Origin of the sequence: Paraburkholderia humisilvae, assembly GCF_902859855.1 — a bacterium.
In the GTDB taxonomy this organism is placed as follows: Bacteria; Pseudomonadota; Gammaproteobacteria; order Burkholderiales; family Burkholderiaceae; genus Paraburkholderia; species Paraburkholderia humisilvae.
The window spans coordinates 242,171-258,835 of record NZ_CADIKH010000006.1 but is presented as its reverse complement, the minus strand read 5'-3'; the positions used below and the strand labels follow the sequence as shown (position 1 = coordinate 258,835).

The following is a 16,665-nucleotide window of genomic DNA, read 5'->3' as shown; positions in this document are numbered from 1 at the left end:
CCGTCACACCCTGTCATACCATCACGTAGCCGCGCCGCATGCCCAGCATCACCGCCTCGGTGCGGCTCGTCGCGCCAAGCTTGCCGAAAATCGACGACAGGTGAAACTTCACGGTGTTGTCCGAGATGTCGAGCCGGCGCGCGATGTCCTTGTTGCCGAGGCCTTCGGCAAGCATCGACAGCACGTCGATTTCACGGGACGTGAGCGCATCGGGCGGATTGCGCGGAGGGTGCGCATCGTCCGCTCTCGACGCGAGTCCCGATGCGCGCGGGTGCGGTGTGGACCGTCCATCCGGTGTCCGTGCAGCCCATTCCGGCGCGAGCACGCACAATCCCGCCGCGACGGCTTCGACTGCCGCGGCAATCTGCTGCGCAGGGGCATCGTGCGGCAGCAGTGCAATCGCAACCGCCGTAGCAAAGTCTCCCAGCGCACCCGCGACACGTTCGCCGTCCGCATCGTCGACCAGCAACACCAGCGGCGGCGCAAACCCTTCCGCCAGACTCGCGAGCACCTCGCGGGCCGCATCCGGTGCGATATCGGCGACGATCACGTCCGGTGCGTCGTCGGCGCAGCTATCGGCGAGCGCGTCGGCATCGGCCGCGCTGCCGGCGAACCGCCATGTCGGATGCGCATCGACGATCGCTTGCAGGCTCGCACGCACATCCGGCTGATCGGCGATCACCGCGACCGCGATGCCGATGCCGTCCGTCGCGCACATGGCGGCCGCCGTGGCGCCTGGCGGCAACGCGCGGGGCTGTTCAGCGGCACCCATGCTGCTGCGGCCGCTCAGCGACGACCACCGTGCATTCGCTGCGCGCGCCGCCGCGGATCAGGTCGAGCTTGAGCGGCTGTCCGACGCGCGCCGTGCTGAGTGCCGCGTGCAGATCGTCCACGTCGCGGCAAGGCTGGCCATCCAGCGCGGTCACGATATCGCCGACGAACACGCCCGCCTGTTCGGCCGGCCCGCCGCGCGCGAGCGACACGACGAGCAGCCCGCGATCCGTCGAAAGCTTCAGTGCGTCGATCCAGGTGTCGCGCAAGCTCACCTGTTGCGTGCCGATACCGACGTACGCACGCGACACGCGTCCTTTCGCCAGCAACTCGTCGGCGACACGCGTGACGGTCGATGCGGGAATCACCATCCCGGCGCCGCGCGCGAGCGCCGACGTGCATAGGCCGACGACCGTGCCGCGCATATCGGCGAGCGGCGCGCCCGAGAAGCCCGGATACAGGCCGCCGTCGAGCCGCACGAACGCGTCGAGCTGGCCGCCCCGCCACGTGCGCCAAGGTCCGCCGACGCCACCGATAACGCCGAAATCCGCACTGGCGCCGAGGCTGTCGAGCCGCGCGACCGCGAGCACCAGGTGGCCCGGCTTCAGTGCGCTTGCGTCGCCGGTGGCGACTGCGGGGAGTGACGCGCCGTCGAGCTTGAGCACCGCGACGTCGGTCCCCGGATCGCGGCCCGCGAAGTTTGCCGCGACTGTGCTGCCATCCGGCAAGGTCACATCGATGCCGTCGTCGCGCCGCAGCGTATGCGCGGCCGTCACCACCACGCCATCACGCCATATCACGCCACTCGACGCGACGCGTTGCCGCCCGTGCACCGCGACCACGCTCTGCGCGATCTGCCCGACGATCTGCGCCATCTGATCGGACAGCGCCTGCAACGGCTGTCCATTTGAAGTTGAGAGTTCCATCTGCGTCGCCTCCCGCGGTTCGAATTCGAACTCAGCATGACAGAGGCAACGCATGCGTGCACCACCCGAACAGGTGGTATTGCGTGCGACGAGGTAACCCTGCACCACCCTGCCTCGGCCGGCAGACAGTGAAATTGACGCGCAGACCGAACCATCGTGTTCGAGCGCTGCGCCGTCTTTCATTCACTGGGAGAACCGACATGTTTGCTCGCTCTGCACACGTTTCTACCTTCGTCGCGCCGAATCCCTCGGTCATTCGATGGGGAGGGTTTCACACGGAACCCGGACATTTCACGCCGGAGCGCACGACGCCGTTCACGCCAGCCGACGTGCCGCGACCCGAACACGATCAACCAGTCCAACACGCCGGCGCGGTGATACGAGACGGTCTGCCGCGCTCCGGCGCGCGGAGCCTCATCGGTCTGAGGGGCGGCGGCGGAGATGCGGGAGCGAGCGGCAATGTACGTGAACTGCAGGCAGATCGGCGGCGCGAACTGGAGGGCAAGCGCAACTCATTACGCTCACGTGAAAGTGAACTGCTGCAGCGGATAAATCAGTTTCCTCAGCCGGCATTGGACGCGCAGCATCCGCCCGTGGCGCACGTGTATTTGCGGAACATCGCCGAAAATGAACTGCGGCACGTCCGCCATCTGCTTCAGTCCGTCGAGCAGGAACTGCGGCACTTGCCCCAATAAAGGAGTTTGCGCGGCCAACGCGTTTATACGATGCGCCACTGCGACCGCGCGCTCAGGTCAGGCGCCGGTCACCCCGTGCAGCGTGCTCCAGCGTTGCGCGGCCGTTGAACAGCCGGCACACGGCGTCGGCGTCCGCGCACTCGTGCAGGCGGTCGCGGAACTGATGGTCGCAGAAGCATTCCGCGACCTCCGCGAGCAGATGCAGATGCGCACTATCGGCCCATTGCGGCACCAGCAGCGCGACGATGTCGCTAACCGGCTGCCCGTCGGGCGCGTCGAACGCGATCGGTTCGGCGAGGCGCGCATAGATCGCGACGGGCCGTGCAAGGTCTTCGATGTGTCCGTGCGGCACCGCCACGCCTTGCCCCAGTCCGGTCGACCCAAGCGCTTCGCGCGACGTAAGCCCGGCGGTCACGGTGCCCGCCGGCACGTCGCACAGCGTTTCAAATGTATGACTCAATTGGGTGAATAACTGCTCGCGGTCGTCGACACGCAAGCTGAGCAGCACGTGGCTCGCCGGCAGGAGTTGCGCGAGACTCGGCTGTGCGGGGATGAGGGTTTCGATCGAGGGTTCGGCCGCCGCGCCGGCTTGCGCAGCGGTTACGCGCGAGCCACCGTTGCGTTGACCTGCGGGCGCATCGGCGCGACGTGTGGCCGCCTGCTTCGGCCGGGACCCATTGCCTTGCGCGTCCGCTTGCATCAGGCTGCGCCACGCGTCGCTCGGCGCATCGGGAATCTCGACCACCTGCCCCACTTCGGCGTCAGGCGTCAGTTGCGACAGACGGTGCATCGCGTCACCGACATCCGCTTTCGGCAGGTAGAGCGACAGTCGCACGCGTCCGCTATCGCGTAGCGGCGCGACACGCAGTGTCCATTGCTGGTTGCCGCAATCGCGAATCAGTGCTTCGCGAAATGGCGTCGTATGCTGCGCATCGACGGTCACATGCAGCATCACATTGCGCCCGGGCTCCCGGCCCGATCGTGTGAGATGTTCCGCGCGGTTTTCCGCCCTGCTGCGCTTGATCAGCGCTCGCAGGCCCGCCAATGGGTGCGCCATGTCGCCCTCACGGTTCGTTGCTTGCTGAAAGGATATCCGACGCCGTGCAAAAGCCGCGTAAAAGCCGCTTTCACGGGCATAAAAAGGAGATCGTAAAGAATCAGGGTATGCGTGGGCGTCGCGCCGTTAGTGCAGCATCGTGACGGGCGCTCGGGTGAGCCGCCATAGCCTCGCGATGATCCACCAGCGGGTCAGGAACCCGAGCTGGCTTGCGTCGACGATCACCGCATCGGACTGCTGCAATGCCGCACGCGCGGCGATTGTCTCCGCGACCGGGCCGAATGCGCGGCTCCAGCGGTACGGCACGCCCGCGTCGTCCAGAATCGCGCGCGTATTCATCAGCGCACTCAGCATCACACGCTTTTCGTGCAGCCGCAGCGCGCTCTGCGAATGGAAGGCAGCAGTGCGTCCCCAGTCCAGCGGCTCGAGCACTTCGACAATCTCGACTTCGGACACGCAACGCTCCGCGTGCAGAAACGCCGCGTGGCGCGCCGCTTGCAGCGCGCCATCGTGATGGATCACAGGAATCAGCAGCCGTAGCATGGGACATCCGTTCGACAGTGAAAAACCTACAACTGTATTTGAGCAACTGGCGCGTCAACGCACAGCAAAATATCGGCGTCGAGATATATAAATCCCATTAATTTTGTCGCGTACAGTCAGGCGTCGGCGCGCGGTTCCAACGTCAGTCGGGCGAACGTGCGCGGCGCGTCGCCTATCGCGGGGCATGCCGCGCTGTGTGCCATTAAGGCAGCGTTAATTCCGGATCGGCGCAGTGCTGCGTCGGAGGAAAGCCGATGAACTATCTGAAGAATGAAGAAACACCTGGTATTGCGCGACGTAGCGTTGGCACAGACAATGGCGCCAATGCTCGGCCATACGGCCTGAGCCCCTCCCAGGAAGGTTATATGACCCGTGTTGTGCGCTTTCATGAATATGGCGACGCGAACGTGCTGCGTATCGAAAACGTGGTTGTTCCGGCACCTGCCGCGGACGAAGTGCAAATCGCTGTGAAGGCAATTGGCCTGAATCGCGCCGAGGTGATGTTTCGCACGGGCCGCTATCTTCAGGAAGCGGTATTCCCTTCGCAGCTTGGTTATGAGGCCGCGGGCCTTGTCAGGACGCTGGGCGCAAACGTGACGGGCTTCGCTGAAAACGATGCGGTTAGCGTCATTCCGACCCTGGACATGGCGCGTTGGCCCACTTACGGCGAACTCATCAACATTCCCGCCCGATACGTCGTCAAGCACCCGAAGCGGCTGACGTTCGAACAGGCCGCCGCAGCGTGGATGCAATATGTGACCGCGTGGGGTGCGCTGATCGCGCAGGCGAAGCTCAGCGCCGACGATTGTGTGATCGTTTCAGCGGCCTCGAGCAGTGTTGGCATCGCCGCGATTCAAATTGCACGAAGCGTCGGCGCGACCGTTATCGCAACCACCCGCACAAGCGCGAAGGCCCAACCGCTGCGCGATGCCGGCGCCCATCATGTGATCGCCACGGCCGAAGACGACCTCGCGGCCCGGGTGAAGGCGATCACGCAAGGCAACGGGGCTCGCGTGGTGTTCGATCCCATCGGCGGGCCTGCCATCGCGCAACTCGCCCAGTGCATGTCGTTTGGCGGCATCCTGCTCGAGTATGGCGCGCTCAGCCCGGACGAAGGGACATTCCCGCAGTTTGCGCTACTCGGTAAGTGCCTGACCTTCAAAGGTTATCTCTACATCGAGATCACGGACAACGACGCACTTCTCGAACGCGCCAAGGCGTTCATTAACGAAGGTCTCGAATCGGGTGCGCTTGTGCCGCTTATCTCGCGGACTTTCGAATTCGATCAGATTCAGGAAGCCACGCGCTTTCTCGAATCCAACGAGCAAGTCGGCAAGATCGTCGTCACGGTTGGCTAAACGAGGCCCCGGCAGCCGTTCGCGCTATTTCCCGCTCGCCGGAAAATCCGCCCCGAGGGTCACGTCGCGCCACTTTTCCATATCGGCCAGCAACGCGCGCAGCCGTTCGGTGCCGCCATTGAGCGCTGCCGCACCCAGCACCAGATTGCGCGGCGGATCGCTCACTTCGGTAATCTTCAGCATCGCCTGCGCGGCGCGCACTGGGTCGCCCTGTTGCCCACCGCTGCTTTGCGCGGTGGACTGCATCCGCTTGCCGGCTGTTTCCGCGTAGTCCGCGATCCGGTTCGGCGTCTGCTTGAGCGAGCGGCCGGCCCAGTCGGTGCGGAACGGCCCCGGCTCGATGCAGATGACCTTGATGCCGAGCGGCCCGACTTCCACCGCCAGCGAATCCGACCAGCCTTCGACCGCGTGCTTGCTCGCCGCGTAATAACCGGACCCCGCGTAGCCCGCCAGGCCCGCGAGCGACGTGATATTCAGCACATGGCCCTTGCGGCGCGCGCGCATCGTCGGCAACACGGCCCGCGTCATCGCGAACAGGCCGAACACGTTCACGTCGAACTGCGCGCGAATCTCGGCCTCGACGCCCTCCTCGATAGCCGTCTGATACCCATAGCCCGCACTGTTGACCAGCACGTCGATCGCGCCAAACCGCTTGAGCGCCGCGTCGACACTGGCGCCAATCTGCATCGCGTCGGTTACGTCGAGATCGAGCGTCAACAGCCTGTCGCTCGCATCGTCCGCAAGATCCGCAAGCGAAGCCTTGTTACGCGCAGTCGCCACGCAACGCCAGCCACGCGCGAGCACCGCGCGCGCCAGTTCGCGGCCGAACCCGGTTGAACAACCGGTGATGAACCAGACAGGCGTCGTGGATGAAGTCATGATGAGGTCTCCGGAAATGAAGGAAGGCAAGCCAGGGAAGCGATATTACCTAAGCCTGCGACCTTTCTTCAAATCGTAAGCCTATGCGGAACGATTAGCGAAAAGCGTTCCCGGCTTGCGCGGTTTGGCCTGTTTACGTTCATCGAATCGATTCGGCCACGCGTGCGTCGCGTTGCAGGCTTCGCGCCAATCGACGCGTCAGACGATCACCCGGTTCGTATCGCCGAACAGACCGCCTGCGGGCGGCAGGTCCGCGCGCTTGAAGCGCACGATCGCGAACGCACGCATTTCGGACGGGCTCGCGGGAATGCGCGCGATACGCAGTTCGAGATCCGCGGCCGGCCGCGCGGACGGCGCGTCGACGACCACATTCATGCGGTCGAGTCGCAACTGTTTGACCGTCACGTAGGTGTGCGCCGCCGGGTCTGCGTAGATGCCCTGAACCTTATCGAACTGACGTTCGATCGCCTCGGTCTTAAAGCCCAGTTCAGCCAGATTGCGTTCGTTTTCCTCGATCTCCCGCTGAAGGCGGGCGACCTCGGCCAGTTCGACCGGCGCGGACCCGGCCACCGCGTGCATCCCGGCGCCCTGGCGCTGAAACAACTGGAGCCGCGTCTTCAGCAACGCACGCTCCTGTTCGAGTGCGTCCCGGCGCGACTTGTCGTCCGCGATCTGCTCGAGCGCTTCAAGCGCCAGTTGATCGACCAGACGCCGCACGATCTCGTCGTGCAGATCCGCTTCGCTGCGCCCGCAGATTCGCACCCGATGATCGCTAAAGCTGATGGTTATCTGCCGCACGTCGGTGCGCGTTTTGCCGTCCTGCTGAGCAACTCCGAGCACACTGCGCTCAGTCATGTCCATGCCGAGCACCGCGTACACTTCGCCGCAATCGATATGATCGTCGAACCATTCGCGCAATTCGTGCGAACGGCCGAACGCGACGCATACATCGTCGGAGGTCGCGAAGAATGCGTGAATATATGGGTCGCTCGACCACGTGCTCGCGGCCGCATCGCGCGGCGCAGGCAGCGCCGCGACGATATCGCTCGCGTAGTCGAGCGTGCGGCGCACCGCCGGTGCAAGACGCGACTCGTATTGCCGCGCGAGTTGCAGTTGCGGAATCGCGCCTGTGATGCGCGCGATCGTTTGCGTCACTTCGGCTGCGCTATGTTTCGATTTCTGTGAATCGCCGCGCTCGGTCCCGCTGGCGCGGCGCCAGAGCCGGCTTAAAAAGCCCATGTCGGCCTCCCCGCCCGTCGAGCTCATTTGTCGCTCATTTGTCGCTCAGTTATCGCTGCGTTCCTGCATGATCACAACGTTGATCCGGCGATTTTTCCAGAACAGATTGTGAATCCGCGGTTGCAGCATCCGCAAAGCAGCCGGTTCGGTCCCTTCGAAACTCAGCAGCACCGCCGGGCGCGAGCCGTCGCCGGGCACATGTTGAATCTGGTCATAGACCGGAAAGCCATATTTGACGAGCAACGCCTGAATTTCTTCATCCGACGTGCCGTCTTCGATATTGCCAATCACCATGTCAGCCATTGCCGATCTCCTTCTTTAAAACAACGACGCTCGCCCCACTAACCCATGATGTGCACGCCGCCGTCGACGTACACTGTCTCGCCCGACAGGCGCCGCGCATACGGCGTCGCAAGAAACGCGCACGTGAAGCCGACGTCCATGATGTCGACGAGCTCGCCAAGCGGCGCGCGCTCGGCGGCTTCGGTCAGCAGCAGATCGAAGTCCTTGAGGCCCGACGCCGCACGCGTCTTGAGCGGCCCCGGCGAAATCGGATGCACGCGAATGCGCTGCGGACCCAGTTCGTAGGCGAGATATCGTGCGCTCGCCTCGAGCGCGGCCTTGACCGGGCCCATCACGTTGTAGTTCGGCACGACCTTGTTCGCACCGTAGTAGCTCATCGTGAATATCGAGCCGCCGTCTTTCATCAACGGTGCCGCAAGGCGGGCCATCCGGATAAACGAATGGCACGAGATATTCATGGCGGCCGAAAAGCCCTCCGCGGAACAGTTGAGCAGGCCGCCCTGCAGATCGTCCTTCGGCGCCCATGCGATCGAATGCACGAGGATGTCGAGCTTGCCCCATTCAGATCGAATGCGCGAGAAAACCGCGTCGAAATCGTCCTCTTTGGTGGCGTTGAGCGGCATGAAAATCGGCGCCTCCAATTCGCGCGCAACCGGCTCGACATAGGGCTTGGCCTTGTCGTCCGGATAGGTGATCGCAAGTTCGGCGCCCAATTCGCGAAACGCTTTTGCGCATCCATATGCGATCGAATGCTCGTTGGCGATGCCGGTGACGAGCGCCTTCATGTCCTTCAGGATCGGGCGTGAAGCGTCTTGCGTCATGGTCGAGCTCCTTTTGTCCGCGAGGTCACAATGCATCGACGACCGCGCGCGTGTGACGCGCGATCATCAGTTCTTCATCGGTGGGAATGGTCCACACTTCGACCTTGCTCGACGGCGTGCTGATGCACGGCCCGCCGGCCTCGTTCGCGGCCGCGTCCAGCTCGATGCCGAGCCACGCGGCCTGTTCAGCCGCACGCCGACGGATTTCGGCAGAGTTCTCGCCGATGCCCGCCGTCAACACGAGCGCATCGAGGCCCTGCAACGAGGCCGCGAGCGAACCGATCTCGCGTCCGATCCGGTACGTGTACAGATCGATCGCGAAACGTGCGCGCGGCGCGGCGCTCGCCAGCAGCTTGCGCATATCGCCCGACACACCGGACACGCCGAGCAACCCCGATTCCTTGTAGATCAGGTCTTCGATTGCCTGTGGGGTCATCTTCAGCTCTTCGAGCAGATAGAGGATCACGCCCGGATCGAGACTGCCGCAGCGGGTGCCCATCGGCAAGCCGTCGACCGCGGTGAAGCCCATCGTGCTAGCAACGCTGCGCCCCGCGTGCATCGCGCACAGACTCGCGCCATTGCCGAGATGCGCGACGATCGTGCGTCCTTGCGCGGCGCGCTTCGAGAAGTTCGGCAGTGCCTGCGCGATATATTCGTACGACAGCCCGTGGAAACCGTAGCGCCGCACGCCGCGCGCGGTGATCGATTCGGGCAGCGCGAACGCTTGCGCGAGTTCGGTTTGCGAGCGATGAAACGCGGTGTCGAAGCACGCGACCTGCGGCAGATGCGGATGCATCGCCGCGACTATCCGGATCGGCTTCAGATTGTGCGGCTGATGCAGCGGCGCGAGCGGCGTCAGCTTGTCGAGCTCGTCGACGACGTCGGGTGTCGCAAGCACCGCTTTCGCAAACTTCTCGCCACCATGCACGACACGATGGCCGACCGCGACCAGACGGTTGTCGCCGCGATGGCTGGTCAGAAACTGCGAGATAAACTGAATGCCTTCTTCATGCGACAGTTTGGCGCCGTCTCCCCAGCGCTTCTCGCCGGCTGCTTCGCCATGGCGGTCATGGGCAATAAAGTGCGGCGCACTGAAAAGCCCTTCGACCTGCCCATGCAACCCGAGGCCCAGTTCGCCGCCTTCGATATAGTAAGCACGGAACTTGATGCTCGACGAGCCGGCGTTCAATACGAGAATGACATCGGTCATTGCGTTACCCCATCACTTTCGTCGTCTGAGCGCGCGCCTGGGCAACCAGCGCCGCGACCGCGCACGACGCAAGCCGCGTCATCACGGAATCGGCGCGACTCGTCAGGATGATCGGCACGCGTGCGCCCAGCACGACGCCTGCCGCATCCGCGCCGGCGAGAAACGACAGGCTCTTCGCGAGCATATTGCCCGCTTCGAGGTCCGGCACCATCAGCACGTTCGCACGGCCCGCCACCGGTGAATCGATCTTCTTGATGCGTGCGGCTTCGAGATCGATCGCGTTATCGAGCGCAAGCGGTCCATCGACCAGCGCGCCGGTGATCTGATGGCGGTCCACCATCTTGCACAGCGCGGCCGCCTCGATCGTCGATGGCACCTTCGGGTTGACCGTCTCCATCGCGGACAGGATCGCCACGCGCACCTGCTCGAACTTCAGCGCATGGCCTAGATCGATCGCGTTCTGCAGGATGTCGATTTTCGCTTCGAGGGTCGGCGCAATATTGACCGCCGCATCGGTAATGATCAGCGGATCGGCGTAGCCCGGCACGTCCATGATGAAGCAATGGCTTACGCGCCGCGCGGTGCGCAGCCCTGCGTCGCGACTCACCACCGCGCTCATCAGTTCGTCGGTATGCAGGCTGCCCTTCATTAGCGCGTGCGCACCGCCCTCGCGCACCACCTGAACCGCGGCGGTTGCGGCCGCATGACTGAACGGTGCATCGACAATCGGATACGCCGCGATGTCGATGCCGTGCTCGTCGGCGACGGCAATGATCCGCTCGCGCGGGCCGACCAGAATGGGCGCGATCAGACCCATCTGCGCCGCTTCGACCGCGCCCTGCAGCGAACTTTGATCGCATGGGTGAGCGACGGCGGTCGGCGTCGGCGACAGCGATTTGCAATAGCTGATCAGCCGTTCATATTTTTCGTGCTGGCGTTCCATAAGCCTATCCTCGCAGGCGGCCGGCGCAGCGTGCCGGCATGTCGATCCGGTCAAAATCCCGATGCACGGACTTCGCGCCCTGACTCAATGCACCGACGATGACGCCGGTCGTGCGCCGCGACTCGCCTTCACCGGCAGCAGCGAGCGGATACGCTCGACCATCTCGAGCTGCGCGGCGCTGGGCGCGAGACCCTGCACGCGCTCGTCTTCCGCGAGTTTCTCGACGAGCGTGAGGAAACGCTTGCGGTCGCCGGGTTCGGCGAGCAGCGTCGGCAGCGACGCGAGCGCGCGCTCGGGCTCATAACGCACGATGATTTCCTGCTCCCCGCGAATACGGCGCCACTGGTCGTGTTCGAGCGCGGGCAGATAGTCCGCGTATTCTTCCGCGAGCTCTTTGCGTATCGCGAGGCGCGTAAGCGGCAGCGGCTCGCCGTGACGCGCGAGCAGGCACGCAGTGCGCGCAATCGCTTCGGTATAGCCGCCTTCCGCAATCGACGAAAGCGCCGCTTTGACGAACGGCAACTCTTTCGGGTCCGCGACGGGCACGGCCAGCGGTCCGTCCAGATCGACCTTCTGCGTCGAATGCGCGGTAAACAGGTTGCCGTAGATGCCGAAAAAGAGGCTCTCGGTCGCCGCATCGCGCATCGCGCGGTAAAAATCGAGCGACGCGCTGACCAGTTCCGCGCCACGCCGCTCCGCTTGACGCAGCGGATTCGGGCCGTCCTTGTCACCGTGCACGCGGTTCGCTTTCACCGCGCTCGCCGCCGGTCCGAGCCACGCGAGCCACGGATTCAGATCGGAAAACATCCAGCGCTGCGCACGCAATGGATGAAACTGGCGCAACAGGCCGCCCGTCGCTTCGTTCGAGCATGCTTGCACGAACGGTTGTGCGAATAGTTCGTACGCGCGCTGATTGAACTCTGACACCTGTTCGACCGCCTTGAACGGCAGCTCGTCGACACGCTTGAAGCGGTTGAACTTCGCCGCGATATCTTCGAGACGGTGCTCGTGAAAGTTCACCTCGTATTCAGGCTTGCCGTCCGCGCCCTTGTGCTCGGTGATTTCCATCCCATAGAGGCCCGGCGGAAACGCTTCGATCGCTTCGAGCACCGAGACGATCTGCGTATGTTCCTTCTTCGCAACCTTGCCCGACACGAAAATGCCCAGATGGCCGATGCTCTGATGCATCAGGCCGATAATCACCTGCCCGCGCGCCTTGATTTCCGCGGTGCTGCCGTAGATATCCGCGACCCAGTTGAACGCCTGCTGCGGCGGCGTGATGTTGTCGCCGAGCGACGCGAACAGGATGATCGGCGACTTGATGTCGCGCAGGTCGAACGCGGCGCCGCCGGCGCCACGCACTTCGCCGGCCCATAGCTTGTTGCCGACAAACAGGTTGCGCGTGATCCATTCGATCTCGTCGCGGTTCATCAGGTAGTAGCCACCCCACCAGCGTTCGAAATCGAGAAAGCGCGGCGGTTCGGTGTCGACGTTGTCGAACACGTGGTAGTACTTGTCCCACAGGCTGTTCGCAGGGTTCAGGTTCTCGAAGTTCTGAACGAGGTGTGCGCCGTCGAACTTGCCGTTGCCGAGGTCTGCCGCAAACGACGCGAGCCACGTGCCGCCGAGCATGCCACCCGCATAGCGCATCGGGTTGTCACCCTCGCCCTCGCTCCATGCGCCGCTCCAGTACGACATCGGTGCGCCGTTGATCACGATCGGTCCGGTGTCGTCCGGGTCGGATGTCGCCAGCATCATCGCGGCCCAGCCGCCCTGGCAATTGCCGACGATCGCCGGCTTCGGACTGTCCGCGTGCAGTTCGCGCACCTTCCTGACGAAACACTGTTCGGCCGCGCAGACGTCAAGCATCGTCTGGCCCGGCTCCGGGTCGCGGAAAAACACCACGAAATACACCGGGCTTCCGGCTCGCAATGCGACGCCGACCTGCGAATCGTCCTTGAAACCACCAATGCCGGGACCGTGCCCGGCGCGCGGATCGATGACCACGTACGGACGCTTGCGCGCATCGATCGTCACGCCCTCCGGCGGACGAATGCGCAACAACGCGTAGTTCACCGGATGGTCGAACGTGCGGCCATCGAGCACCGTTTCATAGTCGAAATGCAGCACCGGCTTCAGACCCTGGGCGGTCTGATCGACGAACTGGTTGCCGCGCTGGCGCAGCGTGTCCCAGAAGAGCACGGTGCGCTGCGCGAGATCGGTTGCATACCGGAAGGCAGAAAGCGGGTCGAACGCCGCCGCGCTGGCAACGCCGGAGAAAGGTGCAGTGAATGGCGCGGTAAAGGGGGGTGTCCATGCGGCGGTAAATGGGCCGGAAAGCGGCGTGCCCGATGCCTGCGGTGCCGTGCCGGGCGCGGCGCTGTTGTCGTTTTGGGTGTTGAGTGCTTCATGCACCCGTTCGTTGAAGTTCTGCTGCGCGATCTGCGCGCGCTTCTGGAAAATCCGGGCGACCTTTGCGCCAATCTGTTGACTCTGCGCGAACTGGGTACCTGCGTTCATAACGTGGACCTCATAGTCGAAGAACGGCATGGCCGTGGGCGACGGCAAACCGAGGCCGGCTCGTGACCGACGCCTCGTTTGGAAACACGCATAACCGCATATGTGAACGTATAAGACGCGGGTGTCGTCGCGATGTCAATCGAGAAACAATTGGGCATCGCGCGGGAGAGACGCACTGCGTTGACGCACAGCGCCCGTCCGGTGCTTACGCATTCTGGCGAGCCGGCGCCGCTTGCGTCAATTGGACCAAGGTCTCACACCGGCGAGCAATGACGCCGCGGTTGCGCCGCGGTTCCGCGTTCGCATGCAGTATTTCATGGGGTAAGGTATGACGCACCGAAAATCTCCGGAAAAATAGTGGAAAAACGGGTATTCGTTGACGTAAGTCGAACTAAGCGTCACGCTTTCAAAATGGAGTAATCGATAACCGTTTCCTATATGCCCGGTATGCGGCCCAAACGTGCGCTATGCGTGCCCTGTACATGCCCAATACGCTTTTCATTTAGCTGATCCACGCCGTCACACACCAGCGCCGTGCGGCCCTATGCATAACGCGTTGCGCATGCATGGACGGGTGTTCTTCCGGCTTTTCCATTGCCGTTCCAGGCGGGCGACAGCAAGCGCCTGCATTGGACCAAAGTCCAGTTGCGACGCGGTCGGCGCGCGACCATACTCGATATGGCACTTCATTGTGCGTCCGTATGACCGTGCGAGGACCCAGCCATGGCTCAGAGCAAAAAGGCCGCGAAAGAGGCGGACAAAGTTAGCAGCGACCCCAGCGTCGCCAGCCCACCCGCGAAGCTCGCGAACAAGGAATACGAAAAGGAGCTCGCCCGCCTGCACATCGAACTGGTCAAGCTGCAGGAGTGGGCCGTGCAGACCGGCGCGAAAATCTGCATCGTCTTCGAAGGGCGCGACGGCGCAGGCAAAGGCGGCACGATCAAGGCCATCACCGAGCGTGTGAGCCCGCGCGTATTTCGCGTGGTCGCGCTGCCCGCGCCAACCGATCGCGAAAAATCGCAGATGTACCTGCAGCGCTATCTGCCGTACTTACCCGCGGCCGGCGAAATCGTGATATTCGACCGCAGCTGGTACAACCGCGCGGGCGTCGAGCGCGTGATGGGTTTTTGCACTGACGAGCAGTCGCGGCAGTTTCTGAAAAGCGTGCCGCTCGTCGAACGCGCGATTATCCAGTCCGGTGTGATTCTTCTGAAATACTGGCTCGAAGTCAGCGAGGAGGAGCAGACGCGCCGGCTCGAAGCGCGCATCCACGACGGCCGCAAGCTGTGGAAGCTGTCACCGATGGACTTGCGCTCGTATGAGCGCTGGTACGACTATTCGCGCGCCCGCGACGAGATGTTCATCGAAACGGACACCGGCGTCGCGCCGTGGCACGTGGTTCGCTCGGACGACAAAAAGCGCGCGCGGCTCAACCTGATCAGCCATCTGCTGTCGACCATCCCATACAAAGAGATGCCGCGTGCGAAAATCACGCTGCCGAAACGGCAGAAGCGCGGCGACTATCGCGAGCCCGACTATTCTTTCAAATACGTGCCCGAGAAGTTCTGAAGCAAGCGCCGCGCGCTGCACTGACCGGCATTGGTGCCGCGCGCGCGACTGGCGCGCGGCTGCTCGGCTTTCTTTTCTCCCGCTCCCCATGCCGCCGTCCGATCCGCCTTCCGCACAGCCTCCCCGACACGCCCGCCAAAGCGCAATACCCCTGCCGGAATGGCTGCTCCACTATCGTACGCATTGGGTCAAAGGCGATCTGATCGCCGGCCTGACGTCGGCGGCGGTGGTCATTCCGAACGCGCTTGCCTACGCGACGCTCGCCGGGCTGCCCGTCGAAGCCGGCCTCTATACCGCATTCTTCCCGATGATGATCTATGCACTCTTCGGCACATCGCGGGTGCTTAGCGTCAGCACGACCACCACGCTGGCGATCCTGACCACGTCGGCGCTCGCGCGCGTCGCGCCCGGCAGCGGCCAGACGGAGCTGCTCACCGCCGCGGCAACGCTCGGCGTGCTGGTCGGCGCCATGCTGATGATCGCGTCGCTGCTGCGTCTGGGCTTCGTCGCGAACTTCATTTCCGCGCCGGTGCTGGTCGGCTTCAAGGCTGGCATCGCGGTCGTGATCTTCGTCGACCAGTTGCCGAAGCTGCTTGGCATTCACGTCGTCAAGGGCGAGTTCTTTTACAACGTGCTGCGGATTATCGAGGGCATTCCGCGAGCGACGCCGCCGACCGTTGTCGTCGCGGCGGTCGCGCTCGTGGCGCTGGTCCTGCTGCGGCGCTTCGTGCCGCGTGTGCCGGCGCCGCTTATCGTCGTGGCTTGCGCAATCGTCGCGTCGAAGCTGCTCGACCTGCATGCGCTCGGCGTGGATACGGTCGGCACGGTGCCAGCCGGCCTGCCCGCACCGAGGCTGCCGGTGCTGGCGCTGGTGGATACCCTGTGGCCGATCGCGCTCGGCATGGCGCTGATGAGCTTCACCGAAACGGTCGCGGCGGGCCGCGCGTTCGCGCGCCACGGCGAGCCGGTGCCGCGCGCGAACCGCGAGCTGTTCGCGACCGGCCTTGCGAATCTGGTCGGCGCGCTGTTCGGCGCGATGCCAGGCGGCGGCGGCACCACGCAGACGGCGGTGAATCGCCGTGCCGGCGCGTGCAGCCAGGCGGCGGCGCTCGTGACCGCGGCGGTCGCGCTCGCGGCGATGCTGCTGCTGTCGCCGCTGATCGGGCCGATCCCGCAAGCGGTGCTGGCCGCCGTCGTCATCGTGTATTCGATTGGATTGTTCGATCCGATCGAATTTCGCGCGATCGCGCGCGTGCGGCGCATGGAATTCGTCTGGGCCCTCGTCGCGCTGGCCGGCGTGGTCGTGGTCGGCACGCTGCAAGGCATTCTGGTCGCGATTGTCGTGTCGCTCGCGGCGCTCGCGCATCAGCTGTCCGATCCGCCGGTCTATGTGCTTGCGCGCAAGCGCAACACCGATGTGTTCCGGCCGGTGTCCCATGCGCATCCGAACGACGAAACGTGGCCGGGCCTGCTGATGCTGCTGCCGGAAGGACGCATCTACTTCGCGAACGTCGAGCAGATCGGACAGAAGATACTCAGGCTGATCGCGGCGGCCGCGCCGCAAACAGTGATTGTCGACCTGAGCGGCGTATTCGACATCGAATACACCGCGCTTAAGATGTTCGCCGATTCCGAACAGCGTTTGCGTGCGCGCGGCATCACGCTATGGCTCGCCGCCATGAATCCGGAAGTGCTCGCACTCGTGCAGCGCTCGCCGCTTGGCGAAGCGCTCGGCCGCGAGCGGATGTTCCACAATCTCGAACAGGCGGTCAGCCACTATCGGACCGCAGTGCTTGGCGAGACGAGCGAGACAGGCAGCGCACGTTGAATG

15 protein-coding genes are annotated in these 16,665 nt (G+C 64.0%); 4 read left to right on the top strand and 11 right to left on the bottom strand.

The window, feature by feature from the left end; translation table 11 throughout:
- Positions 1-13: 13 nt before the first annotated feature.
- Together HV796_RS08410 and HV796_RS08405 are read right to left on the bottom strand one after the other, a co-directional pair.
- Positions 14-718: a helix-turn-helix transcriptional regulator gene (locus HV796_RS08410; protein ID WP_175225997.1), complete on the bottom strand. Its 705-nt coding sequence runs from the start codon at positions 716-718 to the stop codon at positions 14-16.
- A 40-nt stretch (positions 719-758) separates the two neighbouring features.
- A complete protein-coding gene (locus tag HV796_RS08405; protein WP_175225996.1) occupies positions 759-1,697 on the bottom strand; it encodes a S1C family serine protease in 939 nt (312 codons plus the stop codon).
- A gap of 200 nt (positions 1,698-1,897) precedes the next feature.
- Between HV796_RS08405 and HV796_RS08400 the strand changes: the two genes are divergently transcribed.
- Positions 1,898-2,392, top strand: coding sequence for a hypothetical protein (locus tag HV796_RS08400; RefSeq protein ID WP_175225995.1), 495 nt, complete (start codon positions 1,898-1,900; stop codon positions 2,390-2,392).
- 52 nt (positions 2,393-2,444) lie between these two features.
- Here the strand turns inward: HV796_RS08400 and HV796_RS08395 are convergent, their stop codons facing one another.
- Both HV796_RS08395 and HV796_RS08390 read right to left on the bottom strand, forming a co-directional pair.
- Entirely contained in the window at positions 2,445-3,449 is a 1,005-nt protein-coding gene (locus tag HV796_RS08395) for a PTS sugar transporter subunit IIA (RefSeq protein WP_246355757.1), read from the bottom strand.
- 126 nt (positions 3,450-3,575) lie between these two features.
- A complete protein-coding gene (locus HV796_RS08390) occupies positions 3,576-3,992 on the bottom strand; it encodes a universal stress protein (protein ID WP_175225994.1) in 417 nt (138 codons plus the stop codon).
- A gap of 365 nt (positions 3,993-4,357) precedes the next feature.
- On the opposite strand from HV796_RS08390, the gene HV796_RS08385 reads away from it, so the two are divergent.
- On the top strand, positions 4,358-5,350 hold the full coding sequence (locus HV796_RS08385; RefSeq protein WP_175225993.1) for a zinc-dependent alcohol dehydrogenase family protein: 993 nt from the start codon (positions 4,358-4,360) through the stop codon (positions 5,348-5,350).
- Positions 5,351-5,374: 24 nt separating this feature from the next.
- Here the strand turns inward: HV796_RS08385 and HV796_RS08380 are convergent, their stop codons facing one another.
- The 7 genes from HV796_RS08380 to HV796_RS08350 all read right to left on the bottom strand — a co-directional run bounded on the left by HV796_RS08380 (position 5,375) and on the right by HV796_RS08350 (position 13,265).
- Positions 5,375-6,229, bottom strand: a complete 855-nt coding sequence (locus HV796_RS08380; protein WP_175225992.1) for an oxidoreductase — start codon at positions 6,227-6,229, stop codon at positions 5,375-5,377.
- Positions 6,230-6,427: 198 nt separating this feature from the next.
- Positions 6,428-7,495, bottom strand: coding sequence for a hypothetical protein (locus tag HV796_RS08375; protein ID WP_246355756.1), 1,068 nt, complete (start codon positions 7,493-7,495; stop codon positions 6,428-6,430).
- 18 nt (positions 7,496-7,513) lie between these two features.
- Positions 7,514-7,771, bottom strand: a complete 258-nt coding sequence (locus HV796_RS08370; protein WP_175225991.1) for an RNA recognition motif domain-containing protein — start codon at positions 7,769-7,771, stop codon at positions 7,514-7,516.
- A gap of 38 nt (positions 7,772-7,809) precedes the next feature.
- Entirely contained in the window at positions 7,810-8,592 is a 783-nt protein-coding gene (gene fabI, locus HV796_RS08365; RefSeq protein ID WP_175225990.1) for an enoyl-ACP reductase FabI, read from the bottom strand.
- A 25-nt stretch (positions 8,593-8,617) separates the two neighbouring features.
- The gene (locus HV796_RS08360; protein WP_175225989.1) at positions 8,618-9,802 is read right to left on the bottom strand and encodes an acetate/propionate family kinase; all 1,185 of its coding nucleotides are present in this window, start codon (positions 9,800-9,802) and stop codon (positions 8,618-8,620) included.
- Between the two features lie 4 nt (positions 9,803-9,806).
- The gene (locus HV796_RS08355; protein WP_175225988.1) at positions 9,807-10,745 is read right to left on the bottom strand and encodes a phosphate acetyltransferase; all 939 of its coding nucleotides are present in this window, start codon (positions 10,743-10,745) and stop codon (positions 9,807-9,809) included.
- Between the two features lie 84 nt (positions 10,746-10,829).
- The gene (locus tag HV796_RS08350; protein ID WP_175225987.1) at positions 10,830-13,265 is read right to left on the bottom strand and encodes a DUF3141 domain-containing protein; all 2,436 of its coding nucleotides are present in this window, start codon (positions 13,263-13,265) and stop codon (positions 10,830-10,832) included.
- Between the two features lie 723 nt (positions 13,266-13,988).
- Here HV796_RS08350 and ppk2 point away from each other — a divergent pair.
- Together ppk2 and HV796_RS08340 are read left to right on the top strand one after the other, a co-directional pair.
- Complete coding sequence (gene ppk2, locus HV796_RS08345) at positions 13,989-14,834, top strand: polyphosphate kinase 2 (RefSeq protein WP_175225986.1); 846 nt, start codon at positions 13,989-13,991, stop codon at positions 14,832-14,834.
- A gap of 88 nt (positions 14,835-14,922) precedes the next feature.
- Complete coding sequence (locus tag HV796_RS08340; protein ID WP_175225985.1) at positions 14,923-16,662, top strand: SulP family inorganic anion transporter; 1,740 nt, start codon at positions 14,923-14,925, stop codon at positions 16,660-16,662.
- Positions 16,663-16,665: the final 3 nt, after the last annotated feature.

Bases quoted from the DNA above. Each gene is read 5' to 3' on its own strand.
- HV796_RS08380 (WP_175225992.1), bottom strand. From the start codon at position 6,229: ATGACTTCATCCACGACGCCTGTCTGGTTCATCACCGGTTGTTCAACC.
- HV796_RS08375 (WP_246355756.1), bottom strand. From the start codon at position 7,495: ATGAGCTCGACGGGCGGGGAGGCCGACATGGGCTTTTTAAGCCGGCTC.
- HV796_RS08400 (WP_175225995.1), top strand. From the start codon at position 1,898: ATGTTTGCTCGCTCTGCACACGTTTCTACCTTCGTCGCGCCGAATCCC.
- HV796_RS08355 (WP_175225988.1), bottom strand. From the start codon at position 10,745: ATGGAACGCCAGCACGAAAAATATGAACGGCTGATCAGCTATTGCAAA.
- HV796_RS08405 (WP_175225996.1), bottom strand. From the start codon at position 1,697: ATGGAACTCTCAACTTCAAATGGACAGCCGTTGCAGGCGCTGTCCGAT.
- ppk2 (WP_175225986.1), top strand. From the start codon at position 13,989: ATGGCTCAGAGCAAAAAGGCCGCGAAAGAGGCGGACAAAGTTAGCAGC.
- fabI (WP_175225990.1), bottom strand. From the start codon at position 8,592: ATGACGCAAGACGCTTCACGCCCGATCCTGAAGGACATGAAGGCGCTC.
- HV796_RS08360 (WP_175225989.1), bottom strand. From the start codon at position 9,802: ATGACCGATGTCATTCTCGTATTGAACGCCGGCTCGTCGAGCATCAAG.
- HV796_RS08395 (WP_246355757.1), bottom strand. From the start codon at position 3,449: ATGGCGCACCCATTGGCGGGCCTGCGAGCGCTGATCAAGCGCAGCAGG.
- HV796_RS08340 (WP_175225985.1), top strand. From the start codon at position 14,923: ATGCCGCCGTCCGATCCGCCTTCCGCACAGCCTCCCCGACACGCCCGC.
- HV796_RS08350 (WP_175225987.1), bottom strand. From the start codon at position 13,265: ATGAACGCAGGTACCCAGTTCGCGCAGAGTCAACAGATTGGCGCAAAG.
- HV796_RS08370 (WP_175225991.1), bottom strand. From the start codon at position 7,771: ATGGCTGACATGGTGATTGGCAATATCGAAGACGGCACGTCGGATGAA.
- HV796_RS08390 (WP_175225994.1), bottom strand. From the start codon at position 3,992: ATGCTACGGCTGCTGATTCCTGTGATCCATCACGATGGCGCGCTGCAA.
- HV796_RS08410 (WP_175225997.1), bottom strand. From the start codon at position 718: ATGTGCGCGACGGACGGCATCGGCATCGCGGTCGCGGTGATCGCCGAT.
- HV796_RS08385 (WP_175225993.1), top strand. From the start codon at position 4,358: ATGACCCGTGTTGTGCGCTTTCATGAATATGGCGACGCGAACGTGCTG.